This is a genomic window from Bathymodiolus japonicus methanotrophic gill symbiont (genome assembly GCF_019721995.1).
GTDB lineage: Bacteria > Pseudomonadota > Gammaproteobacteria > Methylococcales > Methylomonadaceae > Methyloprofundus.
The window spans coordinates 302,784-325,804 of record NZ_BLYC01000002.1 but is presented as its reverse complement, the minus strand read 5'-3'; the positions used below and the strand labels follow the sequence as shown (position 1 = coordinate 325,804).

38 protein-coding genes, 1 tRNA gene and 3 pseudogenes are annotated in these 23,021 nt (G+C 40.9%); 27 read left to right on the top strand and 15 right to left on the bottom strand.

Going from position 1 to position 23,021, the window contains the following annotated elements; all coding sequences use genetic code 11:
- Window positions 1-160: 160 nt before the first annotated feature.
- From K6984_RS04880 to K6984_RS04870, 3 genes are all read right to left on the bottom strand, one after another.
- A complete protein-coding gene (locus tag K6984_RS04880; protein ID WP_087870166.1) occupies window positions 161-1,327 on the bottom strand; it encodes an IS3 family transposase in 1,167 nt (388 codons plus the stop codon).
- Between the two features lie 30 nt (window positions 1,328-1,357).
- The gene (locus K6984_RS04875) at window positions 1,358-1,516 is read right to left on the bottom strand and encodes a hypothetical protein (protein ID WP_221894458.1); all 159 of its coding nucleotides are present in this window, start codon (window positions 1,514-1,516) and stop codon (window positions 1,358-1,360) included.
- A gap of 89 nt (window positions 1,517-1,605) precedes the next feature.
- Window positions 1,606-1,980, bottom strand: coding sequence for a hypothetical protein (locus tag K6984_RS04870; RefSeq protein ID WP_221894457.1), 375 nt, complete (start codon window positions 1,978-1,980; stop codon window positions 1,606-1,608).
- Window positions 1,981-2,233: 253 nt separating this feature from the next.
- Between K6984_RS04870 and K6984_RS04865 the strand changes: the two genes are divergently transcribed.
- A complete protein-coding gene (locus K6984_RS04865) occupies window positions 2,234-2,410 on the top strand; it encodes a hypothetical protein (protein ID WP_338024438.1) in 177 nt (58 codons plus the stop codon).
- Between the two features lie 892 nt (window positions 2,411-3,302).
- Here K6984_RS04865 and K6984_RS04860 read toward each other — a convergent pair.
- Complete coding sequence (locus tag K6984_RS04860) at window positions 3,303-3,452, bottom strand: hypothetical protein (protein ID WP_221894456.1); 150 nt, start codon at window positions 3,450-3,452, stop codon at window positions 3,303-3,305.
- Here K6984_RS04860 and K6984_RS32630 point away from each other — a divergent pair.
- From K6984_RS32630 to K6984_RS04850, 5 genes are all read left to right on the top strand, one after another.
- On the top strand, window positions 3,430-3,558 hold the full coding sequence (locus tag K6984_RS32630; protein WP_263458642.1) for a hypothetical protein: 129 nt from the start codon (window positions 3,430-3,432) through the stop codon (window positions 3,556-3,558). The two genes, K6984_RS04860 and K6984_RS32630, sit on opposite strands and share 23 nt — an antisense overlap.
- Before the next feature lie 27 nt (window positions 3,559-3,585).
- Window positions 3,586-3,756 (top strand): hypothetical protein, encoded by a 171-nt coding sequence (locus K6984_RS04855; RefSeq protein ID WP_221894455.1) that lies wholly within the window; start codon window positions 3,586-3,588, stop codon window positions 3,754-3,756.
- A gap of 79 nt (window positions 3,757-3,835) precedes the next feature.
- Window positions 3,836-3,970 carry a hypothetical protein gene (locus K6984_RS32625; protein ID WP_263458593.1) on the top strand — a complete coding sequence of 45 codons (135 nt, stop codon included), beginning with the start codon at window positions 3,836-3,838 and terminating at the stop codon, window positions 3,968-3,970.
- A 188-nt stretch (window positions 3,971-4,158) separates the two neighbouring features.
- On the top strand, window positions 4,159-4,287 hold the full coding sequence (locus K6984_RS32620; RefSeq protein ID WP_263458596.1) for a hypothetical protein: 129 nt from the start codon (window positions 4,159-4,161) through the stop codon (window positions 4,285-4,287).
- A gap of 27 nt (window positions 4,288-4,314) precedes the next feature.
- Window positions 4,315-4,494, top strand: coding sequence for a hypothetical protein (locus tag K6984_RS04850; RefSeq protein WP_221894454.1), 180 nt, complete (start codon window positions 4,315-4,317; stop codon window positions 4,492-4,494).
- 75 nt (window positions 4,495-4,569) lie between these two features.
- Here the strand turns inward: K6984_RS04850 and K6984_RS04845 are convergent, their stop codons facing one another.
- The 3 genes from K6984_RS04845 to K6984_RS04835 form a co-directional block, all read right to left on the bottom strand.
- Entirely contained in the window at window positions 4,570-4,854 is a 285-nt protein-coding gene (locus tag K6984_RS04845; RefSeq protein ID WP_221894453.1) for a hypothetical protein, read from the bottom strand.
- 124 nt (window positions 4,855-4,978) lie between these two features.
- Window positions 4,979-5,581, bottom strand: coding sequence for a c-type cytochrome (locus K6984_RS04840; RefSeq protein WP_221894452.1), 603 nt, complete (start codon window positions 5,579-5,581; stop codon window positions 4,979-4,981).
- Window positions 5,582-5,730: 149 nt separating this feature from the next.
- Window positions 5,731-6,210: a hypothetical protein gene (locus K6984_RS04835; protein ID WP_221894451.1), complete on the bottom strand. Its 480-nt coding sequence runs from the start codon at window positions 6,208-6,210 to the stop codon at window positions 5,731-5,733.
- A 604-nt stretch (window positions 6,211-6,814) separates the two neighbouring features.
- Between K6984_RS04835 and K6984_RS04830 the strand changes: the two genes are divergently transcribed.
- The gene (locus K6984_RS04830; RefSeq protein WP_221894450.1) at window positions 6,815-7,345 is read left to right on the top strand and encodes a C-type lectin-like domain-containing protein; all 531 of its coding nucleotides are present in this window, start codon (window positions 6,815-6,817) and stop codon (window positions 7,343-7,345) included.
- Between the two features lie 267 nt (window positions 7,346-7,612).
- Here K6984_RS04830 and tnpA (K6984_RS04825) read toward each other — a convergent pair.
- A pseudogene (tnpA, locus tag K6984_RS04825) lies at window positions 7,613-7,893 on the bottom strand (IS200/IS605 family transposase); the annotation flags it as partial.
- A 114-nt stretch (window positions 7,894-8,007) separates the two neighbouring features.
- Here tnpA (K6984_RS04825) and K6984_RS04815 point away from each other — a divergent pair.
- A complete protein-coding gene (locus K6984_RS04815; RefSeq protein ID WP_230987899.1) occupies window positions 8,008-9,036 on the top strand; it encodes an IS30 family transposase in 1,029 nt (342 codons plus the stop codon).
- Window positions 9,037-9,200: 164 nt separating this feature from the next.
- Here the strand turns inward: K6984_RS04815 and K6984_RS30600 are convergent.
- A pseudogene (locus K6984_RS30600) lies at window positions 9,201-9,293 on the bottom strand (IS200/IS605 family transposase); the annotation flags it as partial.
- 259 nt (window positions 9,294-9,552) lie between these two features.
- On the opposite strand from K6984_RS30600, the gene K6984_RS04810 reads away from it, so the two are divergent.
- The 3 genes from K6984_RS04810 to K6984_RS04800 all read left to right on the top strand — a co-directional run bounded on the left by K6984_RS04810 (window position 9,553) and on the right by K6984_RS04800 (window position 10,583).
- The gene (locus K6984_RS04810; RefSeq protein WP_221894449.1) at window positions 9,553-9,735 is read left to right on the top strand and encodes a hypothetical protein; all 183 of its coding nucleotides are present in this window, start codon (window positions 9,553-9,555) and stop codon (window positions 9,733-9,735) included.
- Window positions 9,736-9,901: 166 nt separating this feature from the next.
- Window positions 9,902-10,363 carry a hypothetical protein gene (locus tag K6984_RS04805; RefSeq protein WP_221894448.1) on the top strand — a complete coding sequence of 154 codons (462 nt, stop codon included), beginning with the start codon at window positions 9,902-9,904 and terminating at the stop codon, window positions 10,361-10,363.
- A 79-nt stretch (window positions 10,364-10,442) separates the two neighbouring features.
- Window positions 10,443-10,583: a hypothetical protein gene (locus K6984_RS04800; protein ID WP_221894447.1), complete on the top strand. Its 141-nt coding sequence runs from the start codon at window positions 10,443-10,445 to the stop codon at window positions 10,581-10,583.
- A 161-nt stretch (window positions 10,584-10,744) separates the two neighbouring features.
- On the opposite strand, the gene K6984_RS32615 is transcribed toward K6984_RS04800, so the two are convergent.
- Entirely contained in the window at window positions 10,745-10,879 is a 135-nt protein-coding gene (locus K6984_RS32615) for a hypothetical protein (protein WP_263458656.1), read from the bottom strand.
- A 168-nt stretch (window positions 10,880-11,047) separates the two neighbouring features.
- Here K6984_RS32615 and K6984_RS04795 point away from each other — a divergent pair, with 168 nt between their 5' ends.
- The 10 genes and pseudogenes from K6984_RS04795 (at window position 11,048) to K6984_RS04750 (ending at window position 15,074) form a co-directional block, all read left to right on the top strand.
- Window positions 11,048-11,443, top strand: coding sequence for a hypothetical protein (locus K6984_RS04795; RefSeq protein ID WP_221894446.1), 396 nt, complete (start codon window positions 11,048-11,050; stop codon window positions 11,441-11,443).
- Between the two features lie 102 nt (window positions 11,444-11,545).
- On the top strand, window positions 11,546-11,836 hold the full coding sequence (locus K6984_RS04790) for a hypothetical protein (RefSeq protein WP_221894445.1): 291 nt from the start codon (window positions 11,546-11,548) through the stop codon (window positions 11,834-11,836).
- Between the two features lie 234 nt (window positions 11,837-12,070).
- Window positions 12,071-12,250, top strand: a complete 180-nt coding sequence (locus tag K6984_RS04785; RefSeq protein ID WP_338024437.1) for a hypothetical protein — start codon at window positions 12,071-12,073, stop codon at window positions 12,248-12,250.
- Window positions 12,251-12,404: 154 nt separating this feature from the next.
- Complete coding sequence (gene tnpA / locus K6984_RS04780; RefSeq protein ID WP_230987907.1) at window positions 12,405-12,755, top strand: IS200/IS605 family transposase; 351 nt, start codon at window positions 12,405-12,407, stop codon at window positions 12,753-12,755.
- Window positions 12,756-12,870: 115 nt separating this feature from the next.
- Window positions 12,871-13,143 (top strand): annotated as a pseudogene (locus K6984_RS04775) (IS30 family transposase); the annotation flags it as partial.
- Between the two features lie 320 nt (window positions 13,144-13,463).
- Window positions 13,464-13,766 carry a tyrosine-type recombinase/integrase gene (locus tag K6984_RS04770; RefSeq protein ID WP_230987898.1) on the top strand — a complete coding sequence of 101 codons (303 nt, stop codon included), beginning with the start codon at window positions 13,464-13,466 and terminating at the stop codon, window positions 13,764-13,766.
- Between the two features lie 181 nt (window positions 13,767-13,947).
- Window positions 13,948-14,073 carry a tyrosine-type recombinase/integrase gene (locus K6984_RS04765; protein WP_420831643.1) on the top strand — a complete coding sequence of 42 codons (126 nt, stop codon included), beginning with the start codon at window positions 13,948-13,950 and terminating at the stop codon, window positions 14,071-14,073.
- 49 nt (window positions 14,074-14,122) lie between these two features.
- Entirely contained in the window at window positions 14,123-14,380 is a 258-nt protein-coding gene (locus K6984_RS04760) for a CopG family ribbon-helix-helix protein (protein ID WP_221894442.1), read from the top strand.
- Window positions 14,377-14,667 carry a type II toxin-antitoxin system RelE/ParE family toxin gene (locus K6984_RS04755; protein WP_221894441.1) on the top strand — a complete coding sequence of 97 codons (291 nt, stop codon included), beginning with the start codon at window positions 14,377-14,379 and terminating at the stop codon, window positions 14,665-14,667. The genes K6984_RS04760 and K6984_RS04755 overlap by 4 nt, the downstream gene beginning before the upstream one ends.
- Before the next feature lie 167 nt (window positions 14,668-14,834).
- Complete coding sequence (locus K6984_RS04750; RefSeq protein ID WP_221894440.1) at window positions 14,835-15,074, top strand: hypothetical protein; 240 nt, start codon at window positions 14,835-14,837, stop codon at window positions 15,072-15,074.
- Here K6984_RS04750 and K6984_RS04745 read toward each other — a convergent pair.
- Complete coding sequence (locus K6984_RS04745) at window positions 15,018-15,284, bottom strand: hypothetical protein (protein WP_221894439.1); 267 nt, start codon at window positions 15,282-15,284, stop codon at window positions 15,018-15,020. The genes K6984_RS04750 and K6984_RS04745 overlap by 57 nt on opposite strands.
- Here K6984_RS04745 and K6984_RS04740 point away from each other — a divergent pair.
- Together K6984_RS04740 and K6984_RS04735 are read left to right on the top strand one after the other, a co-directional pair.
- Window positions 15,241-15,456 (top strand): hypothetical protein, encoded by a 216-nt coding sequence (locus tag K6984_RS04740; protein WP_221894438.1) that lies wholly within the window; start codon window positions 15,241-15,243, stop codon window positions 15,454-15,456. The genes K6984_RS04745 and K6984_RS04740 overlap by 44 nt on opposite strands.
- A gap of 4 nt (window positions 15,457-15,460) precedes the next feature.
- Window positions 15,461-15,715, top strand: coding sequence for a hypothetical protein (locus K6984_RS04735; RefSeq protein ID WP_230987897.1), 255 nt, complete (start codon window positions 15,461-15,463; stop codon window positions 15,713-15,715).
- Between the two features lie 16 nt (window positions 15,716-15,731).
- On the opposite strand, the gene K6984_RS04730 is transcribed toward K6984_RS04735, so the two are convergent.
- A protein-coding gene (locus K6984_RS04730) for an IS3 family transposase (protein ID WP_420831644.1) occupies window positions 15,732-17,227 on the bottom strand; the annotation gives its coding sequence in 2 pieces (ribosomal slippage) (window positions 15,732-16,801 and window positions 16,801-17,227; 1,497 coding nt in all).
- 609 nt (window positions 17,228-17,836) lie between these two features.
- Window positions 17,837-18,241 (bottom strand): DUF4823 domain-containing protein, encoded by a 405-nt coding sequence (locus K6984_RS04725; protein ID WP_221894437.1) that lies wholly within the window; start codon window positions 18,239-18,241, stop codon window positions 17,837-17,839.
- A 110-nt stretch (window positions 18,242-18,351) separates the two neighbouring features.
- Between K6984_RS04725 and K6984_RS32610 the strand changes: the two genes are divergently transcribed.
- The 4 genes from K6984_RS32610 (at window position 18,352) to K6984_RS04710 (ending at window position 20,239) form a co-directional block, all read left to right on the top strand.
- Window positions 18,352-18,480 carry a hypothetical protein gene (locus tag K6984_RS32610; RefSeq protein ID WP_263458596.1) on the top strand — a complete coding sequence of 43 codons (129 nt, stop codon included), beginning with the start codon at window positions 18,352-18,354 and terminating at the stop codon, window positions 18,478-18,480.
- 274 nt (window positions 18,481-18,754) lie between these two features.
- Entirely contained in the window at window positions 18,755-19,447 is a 693-nt protein-coding gene (locus K6984_RS04720; RefSeq protein WP_221894436.1) for a hypothetical protein, read from the top strand.
- A 136-nt stretch (window positions 19,448-19,583) separates the two neighbouring features.
- The gene (locus tag K6984_RS04715; protein ID WP_221894435.1) at window positions 19,584-19,940 is read left to right on the top strand and encodes a hypothetical protein; all 357 of its coding nucleotides are present in this window, start codon (window positions 19,584-19,586) and stop codon (window positions 19,938-19,940) included.
- Complete coding sequence (locus K6984_RS04710; protein WP_221894434.1) at window positions 19,931-20,239, top strand: hypothetical protein; 309 nt, start codon at window positions 19,931-19,933, stop codon at window positions 20,237-20,239. Before K6984_RS04715 ends, K6984_RS04710 begins: the two co-directional genes overlap by 10 nt.
- A 691-nt stretch (window positions 20,240-20,930) precedes the next feature.
- Here the strand turns inward: K6984_RS04710 and K6984_RS04705 are convergent.
- Both K6984_RS04705 and K6984_RS04700 read right to left on the bottom strand, forming a co-directional pair.
- A tRNA-Ser gene (locus tag K6984_RS04705) sits at window positions 20,931-21,018 on the bottom strand.
- A 69-nt stretch (window positions 21,019-21,087) separates the two neighbouring features.
- A complete protein-coding gene (locus K6984_RS04700) occupies window positions 21,088-22,980 on the bottom strand; it encodes an ATP-binding cassette domain-containing protein (RefSeq protein WP_221894433.1) in 1,893 nt (630 codons plus the stop codon).
- Between the last annotated feature and the right edge of the window lie 41 nt (window positions 22,981-23,021).

Genomic DNA, 23,021 nt, shown 5'->3' with positions numbered 1-23,021 from the left:
ATCATGTAATTAGCATGTCGTTTCTGCCGATCCCACCAGACAAAGTCGGTGACGGCTTTATCGTATGACATAGAGATGTTTCTGAGAGCTGTTATTTCCCTTGTTTTATAGCACCCCAAAGAGTCAAGACAGATTTTTCAACAATCCTTATTCCATATTCCTAAGCCGCTTCATTCTGCTGTTCATTAGCTAAAATACTTTCTCTATATACATTCATTGGTTTTTTATAGTCCAGGGTTTCATGAAACCGTTGATGATTATAAAACTCAATATAGTCATCAACATCTTCTATTAACGCTCTAATTGAACCATATTCATTTAAATAAATACGCTCACATTTTGCACTTCGCCAAAACCGTTCAATACAAATATTATCCGTTGCTCGTCCTTTTCCATCCATAGAAATAGTAATGCCTTTGTTTTTTAGTCGTTGGGTATGAATTTCACTGGTGTATTGACTGCCTTGATCCGTATTAAAAATTTCAGGTGTTCCGTAGAGAGAAAGCGCTTCATCTAATACATCCATAACTAAAAAAGAATCCATTGTGTTTGATATTTTATGGGCGAGCACTGCTTTTGAGTGCCAATCAATAATCGCCGCTAAATAAACCATCCCTTCTTTGGTTTTAATATAGGTTATATCTGTACTCCAAACTTGGTTAGCGTGTGATATATCAAGATCTCTAAGCTTATAAGTATATTTTTTATGTTCTTTTATGGGGATCGTTGTATTGACTTGTTTTACCGCTAATACGGCTTTCAAGCCCATCTGCTGCCGATAACTCGCCACCGTGTTTAAACTGACTTTAAAACCACCTTCAAGCAACTGCTGGTGTACTTTAGCCGCACCATAAATAGGGATGTCTTTAAAAATGTGATTAATCTGAGTTTTGATCTCTTCTTTCTTTTTATTCTCTCTTTTTTTGTAATAGAGATTGCTTCTATTTAATCCTAATAATGCACACTGCTGTGTTAGAGGTAGAGTGTTAAGCTTGGGCTCAATCAACTGTTTTCTATCAGATGAGTCCAAGCTTTTTAGCTTTTTTTCGAGCCACTCCTTTTCAACCGTCATTTTTCCTACGATTTTTGTGAGCATCTCATTTTGTTCTTGAGCTGCTAATAGATCCTCTTTGTAATCTTTAACGGCTTTGGAGGGCTCCATTGCTATTTCTGCATTGTCTAAGAATATTTTTTTCCAGTTTTGTAGGTTCTTAGGTGTGATGTTATTTGCACTGGCAATTTCTTGCAGTGTTTTTTCATTCTTTAAAACTTCTAATACCAACTTGCTTTTAAATTCAGCACTGTAGACCGTTCTTTTTCTGCTCATTTTAATACTCCAATTTTTTACAAATAGTAACTAATTTGGAATAAGATTGCTTTGATTTCTTGTCTGGATTTGCTGGGGGATTATATTTTGCTTTTCAATATGATCTCGTAACACAGGTATTTCTTGATGCCTCTGAGTTCCGTTTGTCACCAGACAAAGAAATCTGAGCAACCCACTTCTGAGATTCAACGCGTAAATCCCCCCGGCCGCATAAACTTTCCCCTTGCTGTTTTTTTCAGTATGGCAGGCATGATCAATAAAATGTCCATCCGCTGCTTCTATGGTGTATTCGTCAAGTTCCGGTAATGCTTTAAGATAATCAATGCCTTGCGATAGTAGTGTTCAGAGTGAAGATGATAGCTCTGCTGTTCAAATGCCTCAAGCATACTTGTTCGTCTATGCGACTTCAGTGATTTAAAATACGTTGAGTGGGGAAGCAGCTGGCCATAAATCTGTTCATTGGTTTGGAGGAAATGGCGACCACTATCGACTACACTGATACAGCGTAATAACCCAAGGCGAATAAAGTCGATATCCTTCAACTCTGGGCATGAACGAGCCCACAAAGGATGACGCTCTGCTAACAGGGCACATTCCATACTTTCATTGCAGTGTTGGTGAATATGTTCAGAGAGTGGTAGGTCTTTAAGCACGGGTGATATCCGTTTATGAGGTGATTAAAACGGAAATTTTTAGAAAAATTTTCTCGGCAATTGCAAGCTTTATTTGAAATTATTTGTTGTTTTTTTACGGTGCCTACAGAGTGTCTATTTGCTGTTATAAGTGATTATAATCAAAAAGATGGAAATATTCGAGTGATGCTACCTTCAGGTAGGTTATAGGCTGCTTTGTTTAGGTACTTCTTCTTTCAATGGGAACACTGATGAAAAACTTAGGGAGCAAACTATGTTTATCTTTCCTGAATTTGGCTGCCTGGTTATCGTGGGTTTAATGATCCTGGTTCCGGTGTACTTAATTTATAAGAAAGCAGGTTTCAATCCTGCCTGGGGACTGCTGGTTTTTTTTACCGGGATTAGGCTTATTAATGATTTTTCTGCAGCTCGCCTTATTACCCTGGCCTAACTTAAAAGAAGAGGAGCAAGAGTAATGGAATATGTGTTAATTTTCTTGTTTATGCTGTTTACTTTATGGTTAGGCAGTAAAATTGTAGAAAAAGCTGGCTATCCCAAGATTTTCATTTTATGCCTGTTAATTCCCATCGTAAATATTGTTATGATCTGGTTCTTTGCTTTTAGCAAATGGCCTAATTTAAAACCCGATATCGACCTACTCAATTAATTTCCATGTCAAAGAAAACCAGAACCTCAATCCGGGCAACGACCAACATCGCCAGTTCCAACAAAGCCACGAATGAGTCCTATGAGCTAACGACTGCGCCTATTTTAGACCAGCGCTTCCGTAACCTGCCGCAAGCAATCCAGGATGAATTTAACAGCTTATCAGAGATCGCCGAAGTAAATGGCGCAGAAGCTATTCCTCGATTACTGGAGCTAAAACAGCAATACCCCCTGCCCTTAATTTATAGCTGCCTTGCCATCGCATACGGGCGTGTAGATCCTCTGAAACAAAAACAGGTGATCCGTGAAAATTATCAGAAAAACCCAAAAAATATCTTTGCCCGCTGTAATTATGCACGCTTATGTTTAGCTGAAAACAATCCTGATGAAATTCCAAAAATCTTTGCCAACCACTTTGAACTCAAAATACTTTACCCGAAGAGAATCCAGTTTCATATCACCGAATACACTGGGCTAACATTCGTTATTTGCGAATATTATATCCACAAAAAGCAAACGGATCAGGCGCAAGAGTTATTTGAAAAATTACAGTCCATTGCACCGGGTGCAAGTGACACATCACGCATAAAAGCCCTTTTAAAATCAGGTTTTTTCAGCGTATTAGCAAGTTATTTGCATAGCGTTATACACTCGGAAGCGGGTTCTTCAGCCCCGCCTTATTTATGCGCGACTAAAGGTCTCATTTCCATTAAGATGCAGGCGCGCCATGCTACCTCACGAAATTCCGGGACTCCTGTCGCCGTAATTCGTTCACCTACGCAGCGAATCGGGGAGTCGCTATTTTTGCGAAAGCTTGTTTTGGGCATCCCAGCCCAAGCAAGCAGCAAAAACTTAACGCGACCACTTATGCCTCCGGCGGCCCCGATTCGTCCTCGTCACCTTGTCCCGACCCAACAAGGGTTCGGAACATAGGCTCCAAATGACTTGACGCCGTGTCGGATGGCCTTTTATTTTGTCTCCACCTTCGCTAACGCTCAGACTCCGACAAAACAACGGCCCTACGGCTATCGCGGACTAAAAATCTTCACTTCGCTAAAGCTCCGTTTCCAGGATTTTCAGCGCAGGCGCGCCATGCTACCTCACGAAATTCCGGGACTCCTGTCGCCGTAATTCGTTCACCTACGCAGCGAATAGGAGATGCTCCAGCCGCCCTGCGTCCGCCACAGACTGAGCACAAAGCAGCTCAGTCATGGCTACCACAAATGGCTCTACGGCTATTCGGGATAAAATTTTAGCCTCCCTCGCGCGCTATCGCGCACTTCGGATTGGCAAATTTCCCTGCGCCTTCTGGAGACTATCAGCCCGTCCGGGGCTGACAGCGTAGGAGATGCTCCAGCCGCCCTGCGTCCGGGGCTGACAGCGAACGCCCTGCGTCCACAACGACTACGCACAAAAGCCGCTTCGTCATTACTACCTCACTGGCTGGACGGCAATTCTTGCTCCTCTCGCGTGCTGCTAGCACACGTCGAATCAGCGAATTGCCCTGTCGCCTATCTCGGGGAGTCGCTATTTTTGCGAAAGCTTGTTTTGGGCATCCCAGCCCAAGCAAGCAGCAAAAACTTAACGCGACCACTTATGCCTCCGGCGGCCCCGATTCGTCCTCGTCACCTCGTCCCGACCCAACAAGGGGTCGGAACATAGGCTCCAAATGACTTGACGCCGTGTCGGATGGCCTTTTATTTTGTCTCCACCTTCGCTAACGCTCAGACTCCGACAAAACAACGGCCCTACGGCTATCGCAGACTAAAAATCTTCACTTCGCTAAAGCTCCGTTTCCATGATTTTCAGCGATTGTCGGAAAAGAACATACCTGATTTCACAGGATTTTTATTTGTCTTCAAGGCGTGATAACAACCACATAGTCATTCTATATAACTGCTGTCGCAACGCAGAAGACGGACAAAAAGACCAGTAAGTTAGAGCCTATTCACCTAACCAGTCTTGTAGAGCCACGATAATCTCTCTAGCCTGTTTTTCACTAGAGATATTAAATTTAGACTTTTGCTGATATTCGCCATCACGTTTTTGATAGCGGCGGATGGTGAATTTGTCTGGGCTATACTCTTCTTTGCTTCTATTCCAGTCTTGATAGCGATAGATAATGGTCGCCCATGCACCTTTGGTTAAGACTTTTTTATCTAGTTCTTTTACGGTTTCTATACCACCATCTTCATAGGTGACGGTTAGCTCTTCGACTGTCTCTGCCATTTCTTGCTTCTCTTATTGTTATTCCAAACTATAGAATTAATAGCTAATCATGCATAGCTACCGTTATATTTTCCAGCAGGTATAAAAAAGGCAGATTGAAAAACCTGCCTGTCTATAATCCCGCTTACTTTGTTGCTGTTAGGCCTTTTAAGCTCGTAAAATACGCGGCGATGTCCTTAATCTCGTCATTAGATAAACCTTGTAGCATTGACTGCATTAAGGCATTTTTTCGTGCGCCAGACTGATATTCCTGCATCGCTTTTTCCAAATAATTCGCATGCTGCCCAGCTAACCGAGGGTTAGCTGCCCCGTCATTAGTATCATCATTATGACAAGCCATACATGCAGCGGCTAAGTTTTTGCCATTTGCTGCATCGCCACCATTTGCATTTGCTTTAGTAGAGCCATCCGTTACCGTCGCTAAATAAGCAGCAATATCTTCGATTTTTTGCTCAGACAAATCATAGGTATTTGCCATCATTGTACCGTGCGGACGGCTTGACTGTTTATACGCAGTCAAAGCCGCAGCCGTATAAGCCGACACCTGCCCGCCTATTTTAGGAACATAATAGGTAGGGTAAACATTGCTATACCCCGGAGCACTATGGCAACCTCTACAGCTTTCAAAAGCATCTCTACCTGCATCTATATTTGCCGCCTGTGCTGTGAACTGAACACTTGATAATGCAGTAAAACCGATAGTCAATGCCATTGCTTTGTTATTCATAATAAAACGTTTTCCTGAAGTTAATAAATTTGCAGGTATTTTACGTAAAACAGTGACTTATTCATAGTGCATACTTGCAAATGCCCTTCGGTTTTAGAATAGAAAGTAGTGCTTATACAGACAAAGCCATAGCGGGCGCTATGCGCTTTTCAGAAAATATCGGCAGGTTTTTTTGGAGAAATATTAAATTCAGCAAATAGCCGCAGTAGAAATTCTTTTTCATCATGCCGGATTCGCTCACGCATGCCATACGGGTAATGCACGACACACGCGGCTGAAATATCCAGGCAATACTCCAGAATATTCATTTTACGGGGCGCTATCACGCCATTTCCCTTGGCAATAATATTATGAAGCCCTGTGAGAAGTTTTTGTGGTGGTTTCTGGTGCGCAAAACGATCCAGAAAATCATTGGCATCCTTAACCGTTAGAACCTGGATACCTGCTGCCTGATCAATATATGCGATATGCTCTACTACAAACTGATACAGAATATTTAACTCACTCTGCTGATTTTTACCATCTAGCCACATCACTTCAATGAGCGGAATAAGTTCCAGAAAATAATAATCTGCTGGTTTTAAATCAAAATCTTCCGCTAACTGTTCAAATACTTGTTGCCTACCCATTTCTGAATCTCATGATTATTATCGCTATATGCGTTGTTATACTTCTGCAAAAAAACGTCCCATATTCTAACACCCAAATACCCAGAATTTTTTAACTCTGGATATTTGGGCAATACATAAACAGCAGAATTCGCAGCATCATAGTATCGCCCTACATGTTCAATAAAAACAATTCAACAAATCTGTTAAACCATTTTTCAGTAAGGTAATCATGTCTAATAAGGGAACTGGAAAAGAATATACCAGATTGCGCAGGATTTTTGTTTGTCTTCAAGGCGCGATAACAGGCATTTCACACTCCAGAAAACTCTACTTAGTGCTTTTTCATATGGCTATTTTATTATTTTTCTATAAAACGTGAACTACTGCACATTTTAGATATTTTGACTAATTTACTCAGTTGAATGTCCTGAACAATAAACGTATAAATTTTATGTAAATAACAAGATAACTAATTGCTTATGAACCTTGGAAATTTATTCAAAATAGGCGATTTTAGAGAACTAAAAACTAGCCCTACTCGCCATATGGAACAGTTTATAACAAACTGGGGTAGCGAGATTATTAGGCTTTTTTACAAATGATAAAACCTTCACTAAGGAGAATGGGTATGAAAACTATAAACATAAAGGAAAAACGAATAATAGCCTCAATTATAGGCTGCTTTTTATTCTATGGGCTGGGGGTTGCATCTGCAGCACCTGTTAAATGGGCTGAAAACGGGCATTATTATGAGGGTGTTGTTATTGATGCTCCCTCTATATCCTGGGAAGAAGCAAGAGACTGGGCATCCGGACAAAGCTACACGGATGATTCTGGGCAACTATATAAGGGATATCTGGCTACTATTACGTCTGCAAAAGAAAGTGATTTTATTGCAAGCCTACCTTTTAGTGAAGTAAATTTTTTATTAGGAGGGTACCAAACTCCTACCACATATGAAACCACAGCAGCTGAAAAAGAGGCTGACTGGCACTGGTTGACTGGTGAAGAATGGAATTATACCAACTGGCGATCTGGAGAACCGAACAATTTCTTCCGCTGGGCAGGCGTTACTGGAGCAGGTCGCTCTGAGGAATATCTACAATATTTTCCAAGCCACCCCCCCTCCAATAACTATGCCATATGCGGGTAACACCCCAGCGGTATGGAATGATGTATACACCGGTACTTTTACTGACGCTAACGGAGAGCAATTTTTTGGCTCAAGAAATTTTATCATTGAATATGAGTTAACTTCGCAAAATGCTGAAAGTTGCCCTACAGAGCATCCTGAACTTTGTGAAAATTAACTACCACGCTTATAAAACGTGGTTTAAATTCGACCTAAAAGGCCGTTCTCAGCAAAACCCCTATGGGGCCTTGCTGAAATAAGATCAAGTTGTTCCCAATATTTTAGTGGTTATTTATTTTCTTGGAACTTTACATACTTTCTTATCATTTCTGCATCCATACCTACGGTATCAACACAGTAACCAGCCGACCAAAAATGATTCCCCCAATACTTCTTTGTTCGCAAGCACGGAAATTTCTGGAAAGCTTGAATTGCAGTTTTTCCTTTTACTCTTCCAACTATATCTGATACTGAAACCTTGGGGGTATTTTTACAAGTAAGTGGACATGATCAGTTTGTACATTTAATTCGATAACTTCACATCCAGCTCTCTCTGTATGAGCCTGAATTCGTATAATAAGTGCATAACCCTCTGCAAGTATTGGCTAGACTAACACCTGTTGAATTAAGACAAGACATAGGTGTAAAGTAAACAGCTACCAAACAATTTACAGAGGCTACAAATGAGCTATACACACCTATGTCCTGAAGAAAGATATTATATAGAAATTGAATTAAAAAAGGGAACTTCACAGAATAAAATAGCAGAAGCCTTAGAACGAAGCCAAAGCAATATTTCACGCGAGATTAAACGCAATACAGGTCAAAGAGGCTACAGGTATAAACAAGCAGAAGATTTTGCCCAAGAACGACACAAAAACAAGCCTAAAGAGGTTAAATTAACGGATGAAATAAAAGGCATTGTTAATGTTCGCATTGAGGATGACTGGAGTCCTGAGCAGATTGCAGGGCGGTTAAAACAAAAAGGTATAATTAGTCTTCATCATGAAACAATCTACCAGCATATTCTGGCGGACAAAAAGGCAGGGGGTGAACTATACAAGCATCTTCGGCATCAGAACAAAACCTATCGCAAGCGGTATGGGTCAGCCCATAATAGGACAGGAATCCCTAATAGAGTCGATATAGATGAGCGTCCTGAAGAGGTCAACAACCGTAAGCGTATAGGTGATTGGGAGGCAGATACAATCATTGGGAAAAATCACAAAGGGGCGATTGTAACGTTGGATGAGCGAGTCTCTAAATTACGGTTGACCTTCCCTTTAGCGGGGAAAAAGGCTCAATATGTATTAGACGCAACTATTTTAATGCTTGATCCTATAAAAAGCTTTGTTAAAACAATTACTTTTGATAACGGGAAAGAGTTTACCCTGCATGAAAAAATAGCAGAAGCACTAGGCTGTGATACGTATTTTGCGACTCCCTACAGCTCTTGGGAAAGAGGGCAAAATGAGAATGCTAATGGCTTATTAAGACAGTATTTCCCTAAAGTAATGGAGTTGATTGATGTTACGATAAAAGAGGTTTTTATAGCCGTTGATAAGCTAAATAGTCGCCCTAAAAAGTGTCTCAATTACAAAACACCTTATGAGGTATTTGAAGAGCTGACTGTGATACTCGATGTTCAAGTTTTCAGCTATAACTGGGCTAAGAAAAGTAAATTTTTCCGGCTTTGTTTTATAAGTGATTGATTTACAATGATGTTGATGCTTTCTTTGTCAGTAAAATTATCAATAAAATCAATCAGTTAAAAAACTTGAACATCGAGTGATAGATATGAAAAATTTATTGGGTTATGTACTTATGACTTGAATTCAGGGAGCATAAATGCTTTGATAAACATACTTACCAAGAGCCCTTTTAAAATTTGATAACGATATTTTGGTACAAAAACAATATGGTACGGGCAAAACCAGACGACATGTGATAATTTTTGAAATCTGCTCATTTGTTTTTCCTAGTTAAATTGCGGGAACAACTTAACTACTTGATACTCTTGAGCAGATCTTTACGCAAAGCTTTTTTTACCCCCGCCTACAGGGCGCGGTTATCTAAGTTGTAATATATGGTCGGTTCCAGCAGTTGATCATGCCTTCGAATATGCACCAATCGTATCACCAGTGAAAAGTAACAAACTTGAAACCTCCTTTCCTATAGGCCTAGGGTCGGTTGCTGAGAATGGTGAGTTATTAGACTTTTCGGTTGCCATGAATGGCTTTGATGCGCCTGTTGATGTCTATCTTGGATATCAATCTACAGCCATCAATCCTGCTGAAATTTATTTATTTACCGAATCAGGCAATATACAGGAATTATTTGCAAATGGTTTAACGCCCTGGAGAAAAAATAGCGCTGAAGCTATTACTCGATGTTCAAGTTTTCAGCTATAACTGGGCTAAGAAAAGTAAATTTTTCCGGCTTTGTTTTATAAGTGATTGATTTACAATGATGTTGATGCTTTCTTTGTCAGTAAAATTATCAGTAAAATCAATCAGTTAAAAAACTTGAACATCGAGTATTAGGGGAAGCATTTTATCAAAATTTCCGGTTACTAATTTGCCGCCAGGAACCTATACTACCTATTTAATGGTAACACCAGCAGGTGCTTTAGCACCATCCTGGTTGTGGTCAACTTCTTTTCAGCACTCCGATGGTGTAAAGGGTATTTTCGTAAATACGGTAAAAGAGGATAACTGGATCATGACAGCAGTTGATCAAAATGATCTTTTTTATTCTTTTTTTGGTGCTAAAGATGATGCGGGCGTGTTGCAACATTATACTCAACTAGTATTGGATAAAAAGGACAGTAATGGTGATTTTTCATTTTATTTGAGCATGGACTTTGACCAGTATAGTCGGCTCGTTGGTGTAACATCATCTGATGATGGCGGTAGAATGGTTTTAAAGTATATCTCCGAGTCTGAGGTGAATGTTTCAATTGAATTGGATAATGGCACTACTGAAAATATCAGGCGCGCCATGCTACCTCACGAAATTCCGGGACTCCTGTCGCCGTAATTCGTTCACCTACGCAGCGAATAGGAGATGCTCCAGCCGCCCTGCGTCCGCCACAGACTGAGCACAAAGCAGCTCAGTCATGGCTACCACAAATGGCTCTACGGCTATTCGGGATAAAATTTTAGCCTCCCTCGCGCGCTATCGCGCACTTCGGATTGGCAAATTTCCCTGCGCCTTCTGGAGACTATCAGCCCGTCCGGGGCTGACAGCGTGTGATTAATAACCCTTATACCAATACCTTTGCCCGCCGTTCTGAACTTGCCCCTACAATGTCTAGTCAGGCAATGACTGTGCAACCGAGAAGCTCGCTTGATGAAAATAATTGGTTTGTTGAGGGAGAGATTACAGATTGTAAAAATGGAAAAATACCTAAAGTGATTGTCAAACGTATACTTCCTGAGGCCAGGCGCGCCATGCTACCTCACGAAATTCCGGGACTCCTGTCGCCATAATTCGTTCACCTACGCAGCGGATAGGAGATGCCCTGAACGCCCTGCGTCCGCAACGACTACGCACAAAAGACGCTTCGTCATTACTACCTCACTGGCTGGACGGCTATTCGGAATGCAATTCTTGCTCCTCTCGCGTGCTGCTAGCACACGTCGAATCAGCGAATTGCCCTGTCGCCTATCAGGGACTAAAAATCACCACTTCGCTAAGCTACGTTTCCATGATTTTCAGCGAATGTTGAAAGCGCAACCTCAGCTAGCTTTAATCAAGCCTAAAATTTATCCCCCTGATGAATATACAGATACATTTTCCTATACATACGATCTTCAGGGCTTAGATGACTATGATAATTGGTATTTAAGCTGCGTATGGAATTACACAGGCGGTATAGTCACAGGTAAGGTTACAGGTGCTCTTGGAGCGGTCGCGAAGGATCTCTATGCAGGTTATCAATATATAAGTTCAATATTTACTGATGTTGGTAAAAGAAGTATTGATACTACTGCGAACACTTTTGTTGATAGTGTGGGAGATGAAATTTTACCCATATGGTCGTTTCTTAGAAAGCTGAATGCTTTGGGCGACCTCCCCATAGATAGCAAGAATGGTCCTTGTAGCGAAAAAGTATAAGACTACTTGAATCAGCTGCAAACAGCCGATCAACAGGCGCGCCATGCTACCTCACGAAATTCCGGGACTCCTGTCGCCATAATTCGTTCACCTACGCAGCGGATGGGAGATGCCCTGAACGCCCTGCGTCCGCAACGACTACGCACAAAAGCCGCTTCGTCATTACTACCTCACTGGCTGGACGGCTATTCGGAATGCAATTCTTGCTCCTCTCGCGTGCTGCTAGCACAGGTCGAATCAGCAAATTGCCCTGTCGCCTATCAGGGACTAAAAATCACCACTTCGCTAAGCTCCGTTTCCATGATTTTCAGCGTGGGTGTAAGCACTTCAATAATTGCGTCTTTTGTCAATTCAGATTCCCCGAATTCATATAATAAATGCAACACCTCTTAAAAAGGTTAGATGGTATAGTTTCCGTCGACTAAAACCTGAAACTAAAAGAGGTACTCAATGAATACGTTCAACCATCTAACCCAAGAGGAAAGATACCATATTTACTTGATGCGAAAACAAACTATTTCTATCGGCAAAATTGCTGAATGAATGGGGCGCCATAAGTCGAGTATAAGTCGCGAACTTAAACGCAATACAGGTAAGTGTGGCTATCGTTATAAGCAAGCTCAGAGCATGGCTACACAACGACATATTGACAAGCCTAAACTGATCAAACTGACAGCTGAATTGGGACAAATAATTACGCCGTTACTAAAGCAAAAATGGAGTCCAGACTGCATCTCAGGTAGGTTAAAAAGAGAAGGGAAAGCATCCGTCAGCCATGAAACCATTTATCGCTATATTACAACTTAGATAACCGCGCCCTGTGGGCGGGGGTAAAAAAAGCTTTGCGTAAAGGTCTGCTCAAGAGTATCAATTAGTTAAGTTGTTCCCGCAATTTAACTAGGAGAAACAAATGAGCAGATTCCAAAAATTATCACATGTGGTCTAGTTTTTCCAGTACCATATTGTCTTTGTGCCAAAGTATCGTTATAAAATTTTAAAAGGAGATCTTGGACGGTATGTTTATCAAAGCATTTATGCACATACCGAAAGAGCGGGATGTGAAGTCATCGAATTAAATGTTCAGGCTGATCATGTCCATTTACTTGTAAAAATACCACCAAAGGTTTCAGTATCAAATTTAGTTGGAAGAGTAAAAGGTAAGACTGCCATTCAAGCTTTCCAGAGGTTTCCCAGCTTGCGAACAAAGAAGTATTGGGGGAATCATTTTTTGTCGGCGGGTTATTGTGTTGATACCGTAGGTATGGATGCAGGAATGATAAGAAAGTATGTAAAATTCCAAGAAAATAAATAACCACTAAAATATTGGGAACAACTTGAATCTTATTTCAGCAAGGCCCCGGCAGGGGTTTTGCTGAGAACGGCCTTCTAGGTCGAATTTAAACCACGTTTTATAAGCGTGGTAGTTAATTCTGACTGATAAAGCTGCTGGTGGTGAATTGTATACGTATTTAAGGCATCAAGCAAAACCTTACCGTAAACGCTATGGAAAAGATGATTATCGGGGTACGATTCCCGGTCGTGTTGATATTGATCAGCGCCCTCAACTTGTCGACGATAAAATTCGGTTAGGTGATTGGGAAGCTGATACTGTCATTGGTAAAGGGCATCGCGGGGTGTTGGTTACGTTGACTGAACGTGTCTCAAAACTGAACTTTGCAGTCTCAATTATTCGGAAAGAACCCGGATTCAAGCTATAAATGCAACACCCTGTGATTTATTTAAACTGAAGTTTCCCAATAATTATTTATGGTAAAATTGAAACTATGCTACAACTATATGAAAAAAATAGTCTTTTCATTCGTTTCAAATGCTATTGCCTAAGGGGAATTAAGTAGGGGTTTGCTATAAACATGGCAAAACCACCTAAAATAAACCTCGATACACCAGCATTGTGTATTTCAGCTACTCAATAATTGGGAAACTTCAGTTATTTAAATTCAACCCAGTCATTTCACAAAAAACTTCCCAGGGTGTTCTGTACAATGAGCTACTGTTTACATTGATTCAAAAAACTGGACTACGCATTAGCGAAGCACTAGGTTTAAAAGTAAGTGATATTCGTGTAGTAGATGGCATGGCGCAATCAGTAAGATTAATAGGGAAGGTCAATAAGGAAAGACAAGTGCCATTGCCTGAAGGATTTATGCGAGAGTTAGCCTTGTTTATTGCTGATAAATCACGGGATGAATACCTGTTTGCAAAGAAACCAGGTGGTAAACCTATTGGCCAACATGCAGTCCGGGCATATTTGAAAAAGATGATAGATAAAGCTGGTACTCGATGTTCAAGTTTTCAGCTATAACTGGGCTAAGAAAAGTAAATTTTTCCGGCTTTGTTTTATAAGTGATTGATTTACAATGATGTTGATGCTTTCTTTGTCAGTAAAATTATCAATAAAATCAATCAGTTAAAAAACTTGAACATCGAGTGGTATTGATAAAAAAGTTACGCCACATAAATTGCGTCATACTTACGCAACCCGCTTGCTTGAAAAAGATGTACAGCTGATTGATATACAGGCTTTGTTGGGGCATGAAAGTATTGCTACCACTCAGATTTATACACATGCAGGGCAGGAGAGGTTGAGCAAGTTGGTGGCGGATATATAAAGTATAAACTATGATTACAAATGAACCATATTGAACCAAGGTATTTATTATGGCCACTGAAGCATTTACTGTTAGAGCAGAATCAAACATCGTACACCAACTTGATGATATAGCAGGGTCACTGGATAGATCACGTAATTATTTAGTAAACCAGGCCATTCAAGAATACCTGGAAACCCATGCTTGGCAGATTGAAAAAATCACCCAAGGAATAGAAGCGGCTGATCGTGGTGAGTTAGTCGAACATAATCAAGTCATGCAAGAAATGGATACTTTGATTGAACAGAAAGCCAAAAATAAAGCGTGAAAATAGTCTGGACTGAACCTGCTCGTCAGGATTTGCGGGAAATCTTTGAATACATCGCCGAAGAAAATCTTAGAGCTGCTCGTACTTTGCTTGCTGAAATTAAAGAGCACGTAACCGTATTACAAAACAATCCTCAGCTGGGACGAAAAGGTAGGGTGGAAGGGACACGAGAGTTAGTTTTGACAGGTACACACTACCTCTTGCCCTATCGAGTAAAAAACCAACAAATTCAGATTTTGTCTGTTTTTCACACATCCAGAGAATGGTCGAATACACTTAAAAAATGATTTTATAAAACAACCCGTTCACACAATAGATAGACATGAATGGACTCCAAAAATAATAACTGAACGGCATAATGAACAATAACAATAATATTCTTCAACAGGCGCGCCATGCTACCTCACGAAATTCCGGGACTCCTGTCGCCATAATTAGTTCACCTACGCAGCGGATGGGAGATGCCCTGAACGCCCTGCGTCCGCAACGACTACGCACAAAAGACGCTTCGTCATTACTACCTCACTGGCTGGACGGCTATTCGGAATCCAATTCTTGCTCCTCTCGCGTGCTGCTAGCACACGTCGAATCAGCGAATTGCCCTGTCGCCTATCAGGGACTAAAAATCACCACTTCGCTAAGCTACGTTTCCATGATTTTCAGCGTACGAATCAAAAATATGGAACACCGCTGATTTATTGCGAGGATCAGGAATCAAAGAATCCGAATGGCCATCTTTCATGATGCTTTTTTTTGCTTTAGCAATGATCGAAAGCCGCTTAATTAGAATGCAGGCGCGCCATGCTACCTCACGAAATTCCGGGACTCCTGTCGCCATAATTCGTTCACCTACGCAGCGGATGGGAGATGCCCTGAACGCCCTGCGTCCGCAACGACTACGCACAAAAGACGCTTCGTCATTACTACCTCACTGGCTAGACGGCTATTCGGAATGCAATTCTTGCTCCTCTCGCGTGCTGCTAGCACACGTCGAATCAGCAAATTGCCCTGTCGCCTATCAGGGACTAAAAATCAACACTTCGCTAAGCTCCGTTTCCATGATTTTCAGCGTTTGATGAATTGAAGGCGGATATTGGTGAAGATGCTATAGCCGATATTGATAAAGAAGATTTTATCGACCTGATACGAGATAGAGGGCAAGGCTACAACGTTTATATCTTTGAACATGGAAAGACTCTTAAAGATATATACGCGAACGATAAATCTTTTGATATTGATTTTGATGCTTATTTGCATGGTTTTGATGGTGAGATCAAAGACTTACTTGGCGTGGATGCCAGTGAAGGTGAAAAATTCCGGTGTTTTTCAAGATAGTTTTCGCCTAAATTATTTAAGCCGCTTCATCAGTCCTGTCAGGATTTAATGAAACTGGCCCTGTAGCATCCCAGTTTCTGGTTGAGCCAGACCATCTGGAAGGTTTTTCTTTTTTCTTCTGGAGATATAATTTATCTCGCATTTCAAGAATATTTTTGTCTTTTCCTTCATGTTGTTCCGCAGGTGTGACGAATTTTATTTTGCTGTGCCGGTGCTCGTTGTTATACCATTCGACAAAGTTACCTACCCATTCCCGGGCTTCATCAAGACTATCAAAGCCACTGCCAGGCCAGTCAGGACAATACTTTACCGTTCTAAACAAAGCTTCAGAATAAGGGTTGTCATTACTCACTCGTGGGCGGCTGTATGAGCTGGTTAAGTTTAAATCATACATTTTGCTGCGCAAGGTGAGTGATTTCATTGGTGCGCCATTATCAGAATGGAGCACCAATGGGTTATACATCATTTTTTCCTTTAATAGGCTACGCTCAAGTAGTGTAGCGGCATCTTCGCCACTTTCTTGTTCATACACTTCAGCCCCGACTATTTTTCGGCTATAAATGTCCTCTATCATATATAAATAGTAGAACTGACCCACGATGGGTGTTGGCATGTAGCTGATATCCCACGTCCATACCTGGTTCGCTTTTTCTGCGATATAACTCGTTGGTTTGGAGGTGTTTTTGCGCTCTTTAGCCCGCCCTCTATGTGTGACTTGTTCTGCTTTATGCAACACTCGATAAAATGATGATTCGGAGGCAATGTAGATGCCTTTGTCTGCCAGGATAGGGACGATTTGACTCGGTGGTAAATTGGCATACTCGTCCTCATTACAGGTCATTAAAATAGCAAGTTGCTCATATTCGCTTAATTTATTATTAGGAGATGAACGTATGGCATCCGACCTTCTATCGGCCTCTACTCCTCCGTTAACTTGCCAGTTTTGTAAGGTACGAATGCTGATACCAACAATATCACAGGCTTTGCCCTTTCTGGCACCTTGTCCAATGGCTTCATTGATCCATGTGACATAATTTACGCGCTCTGAGTGAGGAATTAAGCGTCCTCGTTTTCCTCCCAGAGCGCATCCAGCTTTTTTCTAAGCACCAATAAGGCCACTGTTTCTGCAAGTGCTTTCTCTTTGCGATTAAGCTCTTTCTTTAATTTTTTGTTTTCACTACGTAATTGTTTTAATACGTTTCTATCTGTTTTTTCTTGCGTCACGTTTTGCTCTGATCCTTTAATAAAATGGGTCTTCCAGGACTCAAGTTCAGCTTTATAAAGCCCATGTGTACGACAATATTCATTACACTCTTGCTCGCTCAGGGTACTTGTTTCTATAATGGCTGATAATTTTTTCTCGGCTGTCCACTGTATAGGAGAATGGCTTGTGTTTTTAGTGTTTTTGCACTTCTTATCAACATAAGTTTGCTTCCACGTATACAGCGTTCCGTAAGGAATATTTTCGGCCTTAGCTAATTCAGGTACGCTCATATTTAAGGGGGGAAGCATTTTGTTACTGAAGTTTCCCAATAATTATTTATGGTAAAATTGAAACTATGCTACAACTATATGAAAAAAATAGTCTTTTCATTCGCTTCAAATGCTATTGCCTAAGGGGAATTAAGTAGGGGTTTGCTATAAACATGGCAAAACCACCTAAAATAAACCTCGATACACCAGCATTGTGTATTTCAGCTACTCAATAATTGGGAAACTTCAGTTATTAAATACTCGCTCTTTAGTATCTGGCCAACAGGAAAGTGAAAAGAGCCTATATTTGTCCGTTGTCCTTAGCCCATATTCGTCACTATTGATGATGTAGTTGTTATAAATCAATTGGTTGAAATTTTAAAAAGTAGCCAGTTGGCACTACAGATTTTGTGTTTTTGTATAAAACGTTGGATTTTTTAGAGTATTTTTGTCGCATGTAAATTACACTCAAATAATGATGATTTTTTTGACAAAAGTCAATGAATTTATCGACAAAAATAATATAAATGGCACTACAAAACTTTCAAAAAAAACACCATTGATTTTAAAGAGAATTTTTCGACAAAAAATCGCTTAAACCGATGAATCAATGGCTTAGAAAGATGAAAGTGACGAAGATGGGTTAGCCTATTTTTCCAAATCAAATACTTTTTTAAAATACTCTTTCACCGCCTCACTCACCATATCTTGAGGATGTAGACCACCAAATGTCCACCAAGTACCAACTAAATTAAAAATTGCGTTATCGACAGTAACTTTTGTATCCGTGTCAATAAGTTCTAATTTAATTTTTGCCCTATCGCGTAAACCACTCCATTCAGTTGCTCTGTCTTCCCAGTGTAAAATAGTTTGGTAAATTAAAAAAACATACCCTTGTTGTTTGGCACTGAGAAGTGAGTCAATCTTGCTCAATGTTTTATCTGCCTTTTCAGTTTTAACACCTAGGGTAGATAGCTCATTGAATAATGCATCTCTCGTCATTTCACCTGAATTAACATAATTAATTTCATCATATTTCATCAGTGTTCCCATTGAAAGAAGAAGTACCTAAACAAAGCAGCCTATAACCTACCTGAAGGTAGCACCACTCGAATATTTCCATCTTTTTGATTTTAATCACTTATATCGGGGAGTCGCTATTTTTGCGAAAGCTTGTTTTGGGCATCCCAGCCCAAGCAAGCAGCAAAAACTTAACGCGACCACTTATGCCTCCGGCGGCCCCGATTCGTCCTCGTCACCTCGTCCCGACCCAACAAGGGGTCGGAACATAGGCTCCAAATGACTTGACGCCGTGTCGGATGGCCTTTTATTTTGTCTCCACCTTCGCTAACGCTCAGACTCCGACAAAATAACGGCCCTACGGCTATCGCGGACTAAAAATCATCACTTCGCTTAGGCTCCGTTTCCCTGATTTTCAGCGACAGCAAATAGACACTCTGTAGGCACCGTAAAAAAACAACAAATAATTTCAAATAAAGCTTGCAATTGCCGAAAAAATTCTTCTAAAAATTTCCGTTTTAATCAGCTCATAAACGGATATCACCCATGCTTAAAGACCTACCACTCTCTGAACATATTCACCAACACTGCAATGAAAGTATGGAACGTGCCCTGTTAGCAGAGCGTCATCCTTTGTGGGCTCGTTCATGCCCAGAGTTGAAGGATATCGACTTTATTCGCCTTGGGTTATTACGCTGTATCAGTGTAGTCGATAGTGGTCGCCATTTCCTCCAAACCAATGAACAGATTTATGGCCAGCTGCTTCCCCACTCAACGTATTTTAAATCACTGAAGTCGCATAGACGAACAAGTATGCTTGAGGCATTTGAACAGCAGAGCTATCATCTTCACGCTGAAACACTGCTATCGCAAGGCATTGATTATCTTAAAGCATTCCCGGAACTTGACGAATACACCATAGAAGCAGCGGATGGACATTTTATTGATCATGCCTGCCATACTGAAAAAAACAGCAAGGGGAAAGTTTATGCGGCCGAGGGGATTTACGCGTTGAATCTCAGAAGTGGGTTGCTCAGATTTCTTTGTCTGGTGACAAACGGAACTCAGAGACATCAAGAAATACCTGTGTTACGAGATCATATTGAAAAGCAAAACAAGGGAAATAACAGCTCTCAGAAACATCTCTATGTCTACGATAAAGCCGTCACCGACTTTGTCTGGTGGGATCGGCAGAAACGACATGCTAATTACATGATTTCAATGCTAAAAGAAAAGTAACTACTCAGCGTAATTTAAACTCATAACAGATTGATTTAAAATAATAATTAATGTATCTCTCTGAATTTTAGTCCAATTTTCACCCCTTTTTAAAGGTGAAAATGACTAAAGTCAGGTTAAATTAAAATATATCCATTTGATTTTAAAGTTAAAAAACACGCTGAGTAGTTACAAAGAAAATTCAATTGCGACTCTGGTTGAGTCTATCCCTTTTGACTCCCAGCATGAGATCAATACAGGAGTTGAAGCATACAGTGTGTACGAAAACAAGGGCATCAAATTTAACGTGGTGGATTACCGTGATCCAGAAACCGGAAAACTTTACCGGTTTGTGACAACCTTGCCAATGACTATTAACCCTGGAGCCATTGCCATGCTATATTTCAAACGATGGACGATTGAAAAGACATTCAATAACACTAAAAGTAATTTCAAGGAAACTTCAAAGCTTGGTCTTCCAATACCCGCTCACTTGAAAATCAAATGCGCCTGACTGCAATGAGCTATAATTTAATGCGCGTGTTTGAAGAGATTTCAAAAACACAACAGCCAGAATTGATTCATCCATCGGATAAAAAATATAGCGAGGCTCTGGAGATAAGGCAGCAACAGGCCCAAAAACGAGATCGTTTTGTGAATCCATTATTTTTCCATGCAAGAATATCTCGTATCAGCTCGTATACCATTCGAGCAGTTCAAAACGCAATAATAACAGGAATGTCTTTACAGTGCTTTATGAGCTCTCTTGTGGCGAGGTTAGTTTCACGGCCTCAATTGATAGGGGAACACTGATGTCATATTTACCATCTTTGGGGTTTGATATGTAATAGCTATCATTTATTGATAATTGCGTATTATCATACCTAATAGCGTCATACTTGGCGGTACATCCGGATAAAATAAACATTATGAATAACTGAAGTTTCCCAATTATTGAGTAGCTGAAATACACAATGCTGGTGTATCGAGGTTTATTTTAGGTGGTTTTGCCATGTTTATAGCAAACCCCTACTTAATTCCCCTTAGGCAATAGCATTTGAAACGAATGAAAAGACTGTTTTTTTCATATAGTTGTAGCATAGTTTCAATTTTACCATAAATAATTATTGGGAAACTTCAGTGAATAATAACCCTGATTTTTTCATTTATTGCCCAATTTAATTTAGTCAAAATTTAGGTTCTGTCGCAAAAACTAAATCACCTACGATCATACTCACATTGAGCGGGTATGGATTGATACTTTAATATAAAAACCAGAAAATAGACCCGCTCAATGTAAGTAATAACCCTAAAAGTCAACGTCATTAAATTGCCGTTAACATAATCGAGTCACTGGCAAAAAGTGGCTTTGAGACGCTAGGCTATTTCGGGTATATCATCAGCGATAAGTGCGCGTCTCTAAATAAGACAATGCAACCAAAGTCCGCACGGCGTGGGCTTTGTGAATCTTTTCGCAAGTCACTGGGCATTGAGAATAAAACAATGGCGGAGAGCAAGAGATTCGAACTCTTGATACGTTGCCGTATACACACTTTCCAGGCGTGCGCCTTCGGCCACTCGGCCAGCTCTCCACATAAGACTATTCAACGAACGTTGAATAATAGAGTATGATAAAACAGCTTTGATCTTATTGCAATCAATTATTCTGCCAAGGCTTCTAGCTCATCCCAGCGCGCATAGGCCTGTTCTAAATCGGTGTTGATCTTTGCCAGCCCTTCAAGTACCAGGTTTATTTTTTGCTGATCTTGTTGATAAAACTCTGGCATTGCAATTTGCTGGTTTATCTCTACTTGATTACTTTCCAGGTCTTCGATAACAACGGGCAATTCGGTCAGTTCTTTTTGCTCTTTATAGCTTAGCTTTTTCTTTTTGGTCGCTGTTTCGGGAGGCTGTTTTTTGTCTGCCTTGCTTATCTTATTGGCTTTAGCCTGTTGTTTTGCCTGCGCCTGGTTATAAGCTAACCAGTCCGAGTAGCCGCCAATATATTCACTGACCTGCCCATGACCTTCAAATACAATAACGCTGGTAACAACATTATCTAAAAACACCCGGTCATGGCTGACGATTAATAAGGTGCCCTTATATTCGACTAAACGCTCTTCCAGCAATTCCAGAGTTTCCATATCCAGGTCATTAGTCGGCTCATCCATAATGATTAAATTTGCGGTTTTGGTAAACAGCTTCGCTAGCAATAAACGGTTTTTTTCGCCGCCCGACAGGGTTTTTACCGGTGAGCGCGCTCGCTCTGGTGCAAATAGAAAGTCACTTAAATACGAAACAACATGACGCGGTTCGCCGTTGATCAGTACATGATCGTTACCTTCGGCTATGGTATCTGCTACGTTTATGTCTGGGTTTAGCTCTTCTCTAAGCTGGTCAAAATAAGCAACCTGTAATTTTGTCCCCTGGCTAACGCTACCGCTATCGGGCTCTAGCTCTTTTAGCAAGAGCTTTAAAAAGCTGGTTTTACCCGCGCCATTCGGACCGATTAAGCCTATCTTGTCACCCTGCTGAATAACGGTAGAGAAGTTCTTGACGATCACTTTGTCTGGATAAGCAAAGCTAACATCCTGCATTTCAATTACTTTTTTCCCTGACGCTTCACCACTTTCCATAGACAATTTACTGGTACCTTGTAAATTGCGTCGTTGTGAGCGCTCTTTACGCAATGCCATTAGCGCACGAACACGACCTTCATTACGCGTTCTACGCGCTTTGATTCCCTGGCGTATCCAGACTTCTTCTTCGGCCAGTTTTTTATCAAACAAGGCATTCTGGGTTGCTTCTTCTTCTAATGCTGCTGCTTTTTTTACCAGGTAGTCAGCATAATCACCAGGCCAGGAAACTAACTGTCCTCTATCGAGGTCAATAATACGGGTGGCTAGTTTTTGCAGGAAGGAACGATCATGTGTAACAAATAAAATTGCTCCTTTAAAACTCAGTAATTGCTCTTCCAGCCACAGTATGCTTTCCAGATCAAGGTGATTGGTTGGCTCATCAAGTAATAACACTTCGGGCTCGATGACTAATGCTTTAGCCAGTGATACCCGGCGCTTCCAGCCTCCTGACAAGCCTTTGACGAGGGTTTCTGCTGGCAGATTCAGACGGCTTAAGATATTTTCTACGCGCTGTTGTATTTGCCAGCCATTATGCACATCAAGTTTATGCTGCAAGTCACCCATTTCCTTCATCACGGCATTAGTATAGTCCGTCAATAGCGTCAGTTCGTGGTAGCGTCTAATCCACAAGCCGACTTCACCCAGGCCACCCGCAACCACATCATAAATGGTTTCTTCATCAGGTAAGTGCGGCATCTGCTCCAGCACCGCTATGCGTAATTCAGGCTTGTACCAGACCTCGCCTTCATCCTGATGAACTTCCCGCATTATTACCTTCATTAAGTTGGACTTACCTTCACCATTGCGCCCTAATAGCCCCACCCGTTCGCCATCGAGTAATTGAAATTCGGCCTGTTTAAGTAATGCATGCGTGCCAAATGCAATGGAGACTTTCTTTAAGCGTAGTAGTGCCATATGGTTTTATTCTAAATTCAGTAGATATGTTGCTTTGCTGT

What these genes read in the sequence shown, in the direction of transcription:
- K6984_RS04880 (WP_087870166.1), bottom strand. Translation starts at nt 1,327, where the DNA reads ATGAGCAGAAAAAGAACGGTCTACAGTGCTGAATTTAAAAGCAAGTTG.
- K6984_RS04865 (WP_338024438.1), top strand. Translation starts at nt 2,234, where the DNA reads ATGTTTATCTTTCCTGAATTTGGCTGCCTGGTTATCGTGGGTTTAATG.
- K6984_RS04860 (WP_221894456.1), bottom strand. Translation starts at nt 3,452, where the DNA reads ATGCCCAAAACAAGCTTTCGCAAAAATAGCGACTCCCCGATTCGCTGC.
- K6984_RS04855 (WP_221894455.1), top strand. Translation starts at nt 3,586, where the DNA reads ATGGCCTTTTATTTTGTCTCCACCTTCGCTAACGCTCAGACTCCGACA.
- K6984_RS32625 (WP_263458593.1), top strand. Translation starts at nt 3,836, where the DNA reads ATGGCTACCACAAATGGCTCTACGGCTATTCGGGATAAAATTTTAGCC.
- K6984_RS04850 (WP_221894454.1), top strand. Translation starts at nt 4,315, where the DNA reads ATGGCCTTTTATTTTGTCTCCACCTTCGCTAACGCTCAGACTCCGACA.
- K6984_RS04845 (WP_221894453.1), bottom strand. Translation starts at nt 4,854, where the DNA reads ATGGCAGAGACAGTCGAAGAGCTAACCGTCACCTATGAAGATGGTGGT.
- K6984_RS04840 (WP_221894452.1), bottom strand. Translation starts at nt 5,581, where the DNA reads ATGAATAACAAAGCAATGGCATTGACTATCGGTTTTACTGCATTATCA.
- K6984_RS04835 (WP_221894451.1), bottom strand. Translation starts at nt 6,210, where the DNA reads ATGGGTAGGCAACAAGTATTTGAACAGTTAGCGGAAGATTTTGATTTA.
- K6984_RS04830 (WP_221894450.1), top strand. Translation starts at nt 6,815, where the DNA reads ATGGGTATGAAAACTATAAACATAAAGGAAAAACGAATAATAGCCTCA.
- K6984_RS04815 (WP_230987899.1), top strand. Translation starts at nt 8,008, where the DNA reads ATGAGCTATACACACCTATGTCCTGAAGAAAGATATTATATAGAAATT.
- K6984_RS04810 (WP_221894449.1), top strand. Translation starts at nt 9,553, where the DNA reads ATGAATGGCTTTGATGCGCCTGTTGATGTCTATCTTGGATATCAATCT.
- K6984_RS04800 (WP_221894447.1), top strand. Translation starts at nt 10,443, where the DNA reads ATGGCTACCACAAATGGCTCTACGGCTATTCGGGATAAAATTTTAGCC.
- K6984_RS04795 (WP_221894446.1), top strand. Translation starts at nt 11,048, where the DNA reads ATGTTGAAAGCGCAACCTCAGCTAGCTTTAATCAAGCCTAAAATTTAT.
- K6984_RS04790 (WP_221894445.1), top strand. Translation starts at nt 11,546, where the DNA reads ATGGGAGATGCCCTGAACGCCCTGCGTCCGCAACGACTACGCACAAAA.
- K6984_RS04785 (WP_338024437.1), top strand. Translation starts at nt 12,071, where the DNA reads ATGGCTACACAACGACATATTGACAAGCCTAAACTGATCAAACTGACA.
- K6984_RS04760 (WP_221894442.1), top strand. Translation starts at nt 14,123, where the DNA reads ATGGCCACTGAAGCATTTACTGTTAGAGCAGAATCAAACATCGTACAC.
- K6984_RS04750 (WP_221894440.1), top strand. Translation starts at nt 14,835, where the DNA reads ATGGGAGATGCCCTGAACGCCCTGCGTCCGCAACGACTACGCACAAAA.
- K6984_RS04740 (WP_221894438.1), top strand. Translation starts at nt 15,241, where the DNA reads ATGGGAGATGCCCTGAACGCCCTGCGTCCGCAACGACTACGCACAAAA.
- K6984_RS04725 (WP_221894437.1), bottom strand. Translation starts at nt 18,241, where the DNA reads ATGGGAACACTGATGAAATATGATGAAATTAATTATGTTAATTCAGGT.
- K6984_RS04720 (WP_221894436.1), top strand. Translation starts at nt 18,755, where the DNA reads ATGCTTAAAGACCTACCACTCTCTGAACATATTCACCAACACTGCAAT.
- K6984_RS04710 (WP_221894434.1), top strand. Translation starts at nt 19,931, where the DNA reads ATGCGCCTGACTGCAATGAGCTATAATTTAATGCGCGTGTTTGAAGAG.
- K6984_RS04700 (WP_221894433.1), bottom strand. Translation starts at nt 22,980, where the DNA reads ATGGCACTACTACGCTTAAAGAAAGTCTCCATTGCATTTGGCACGCAT.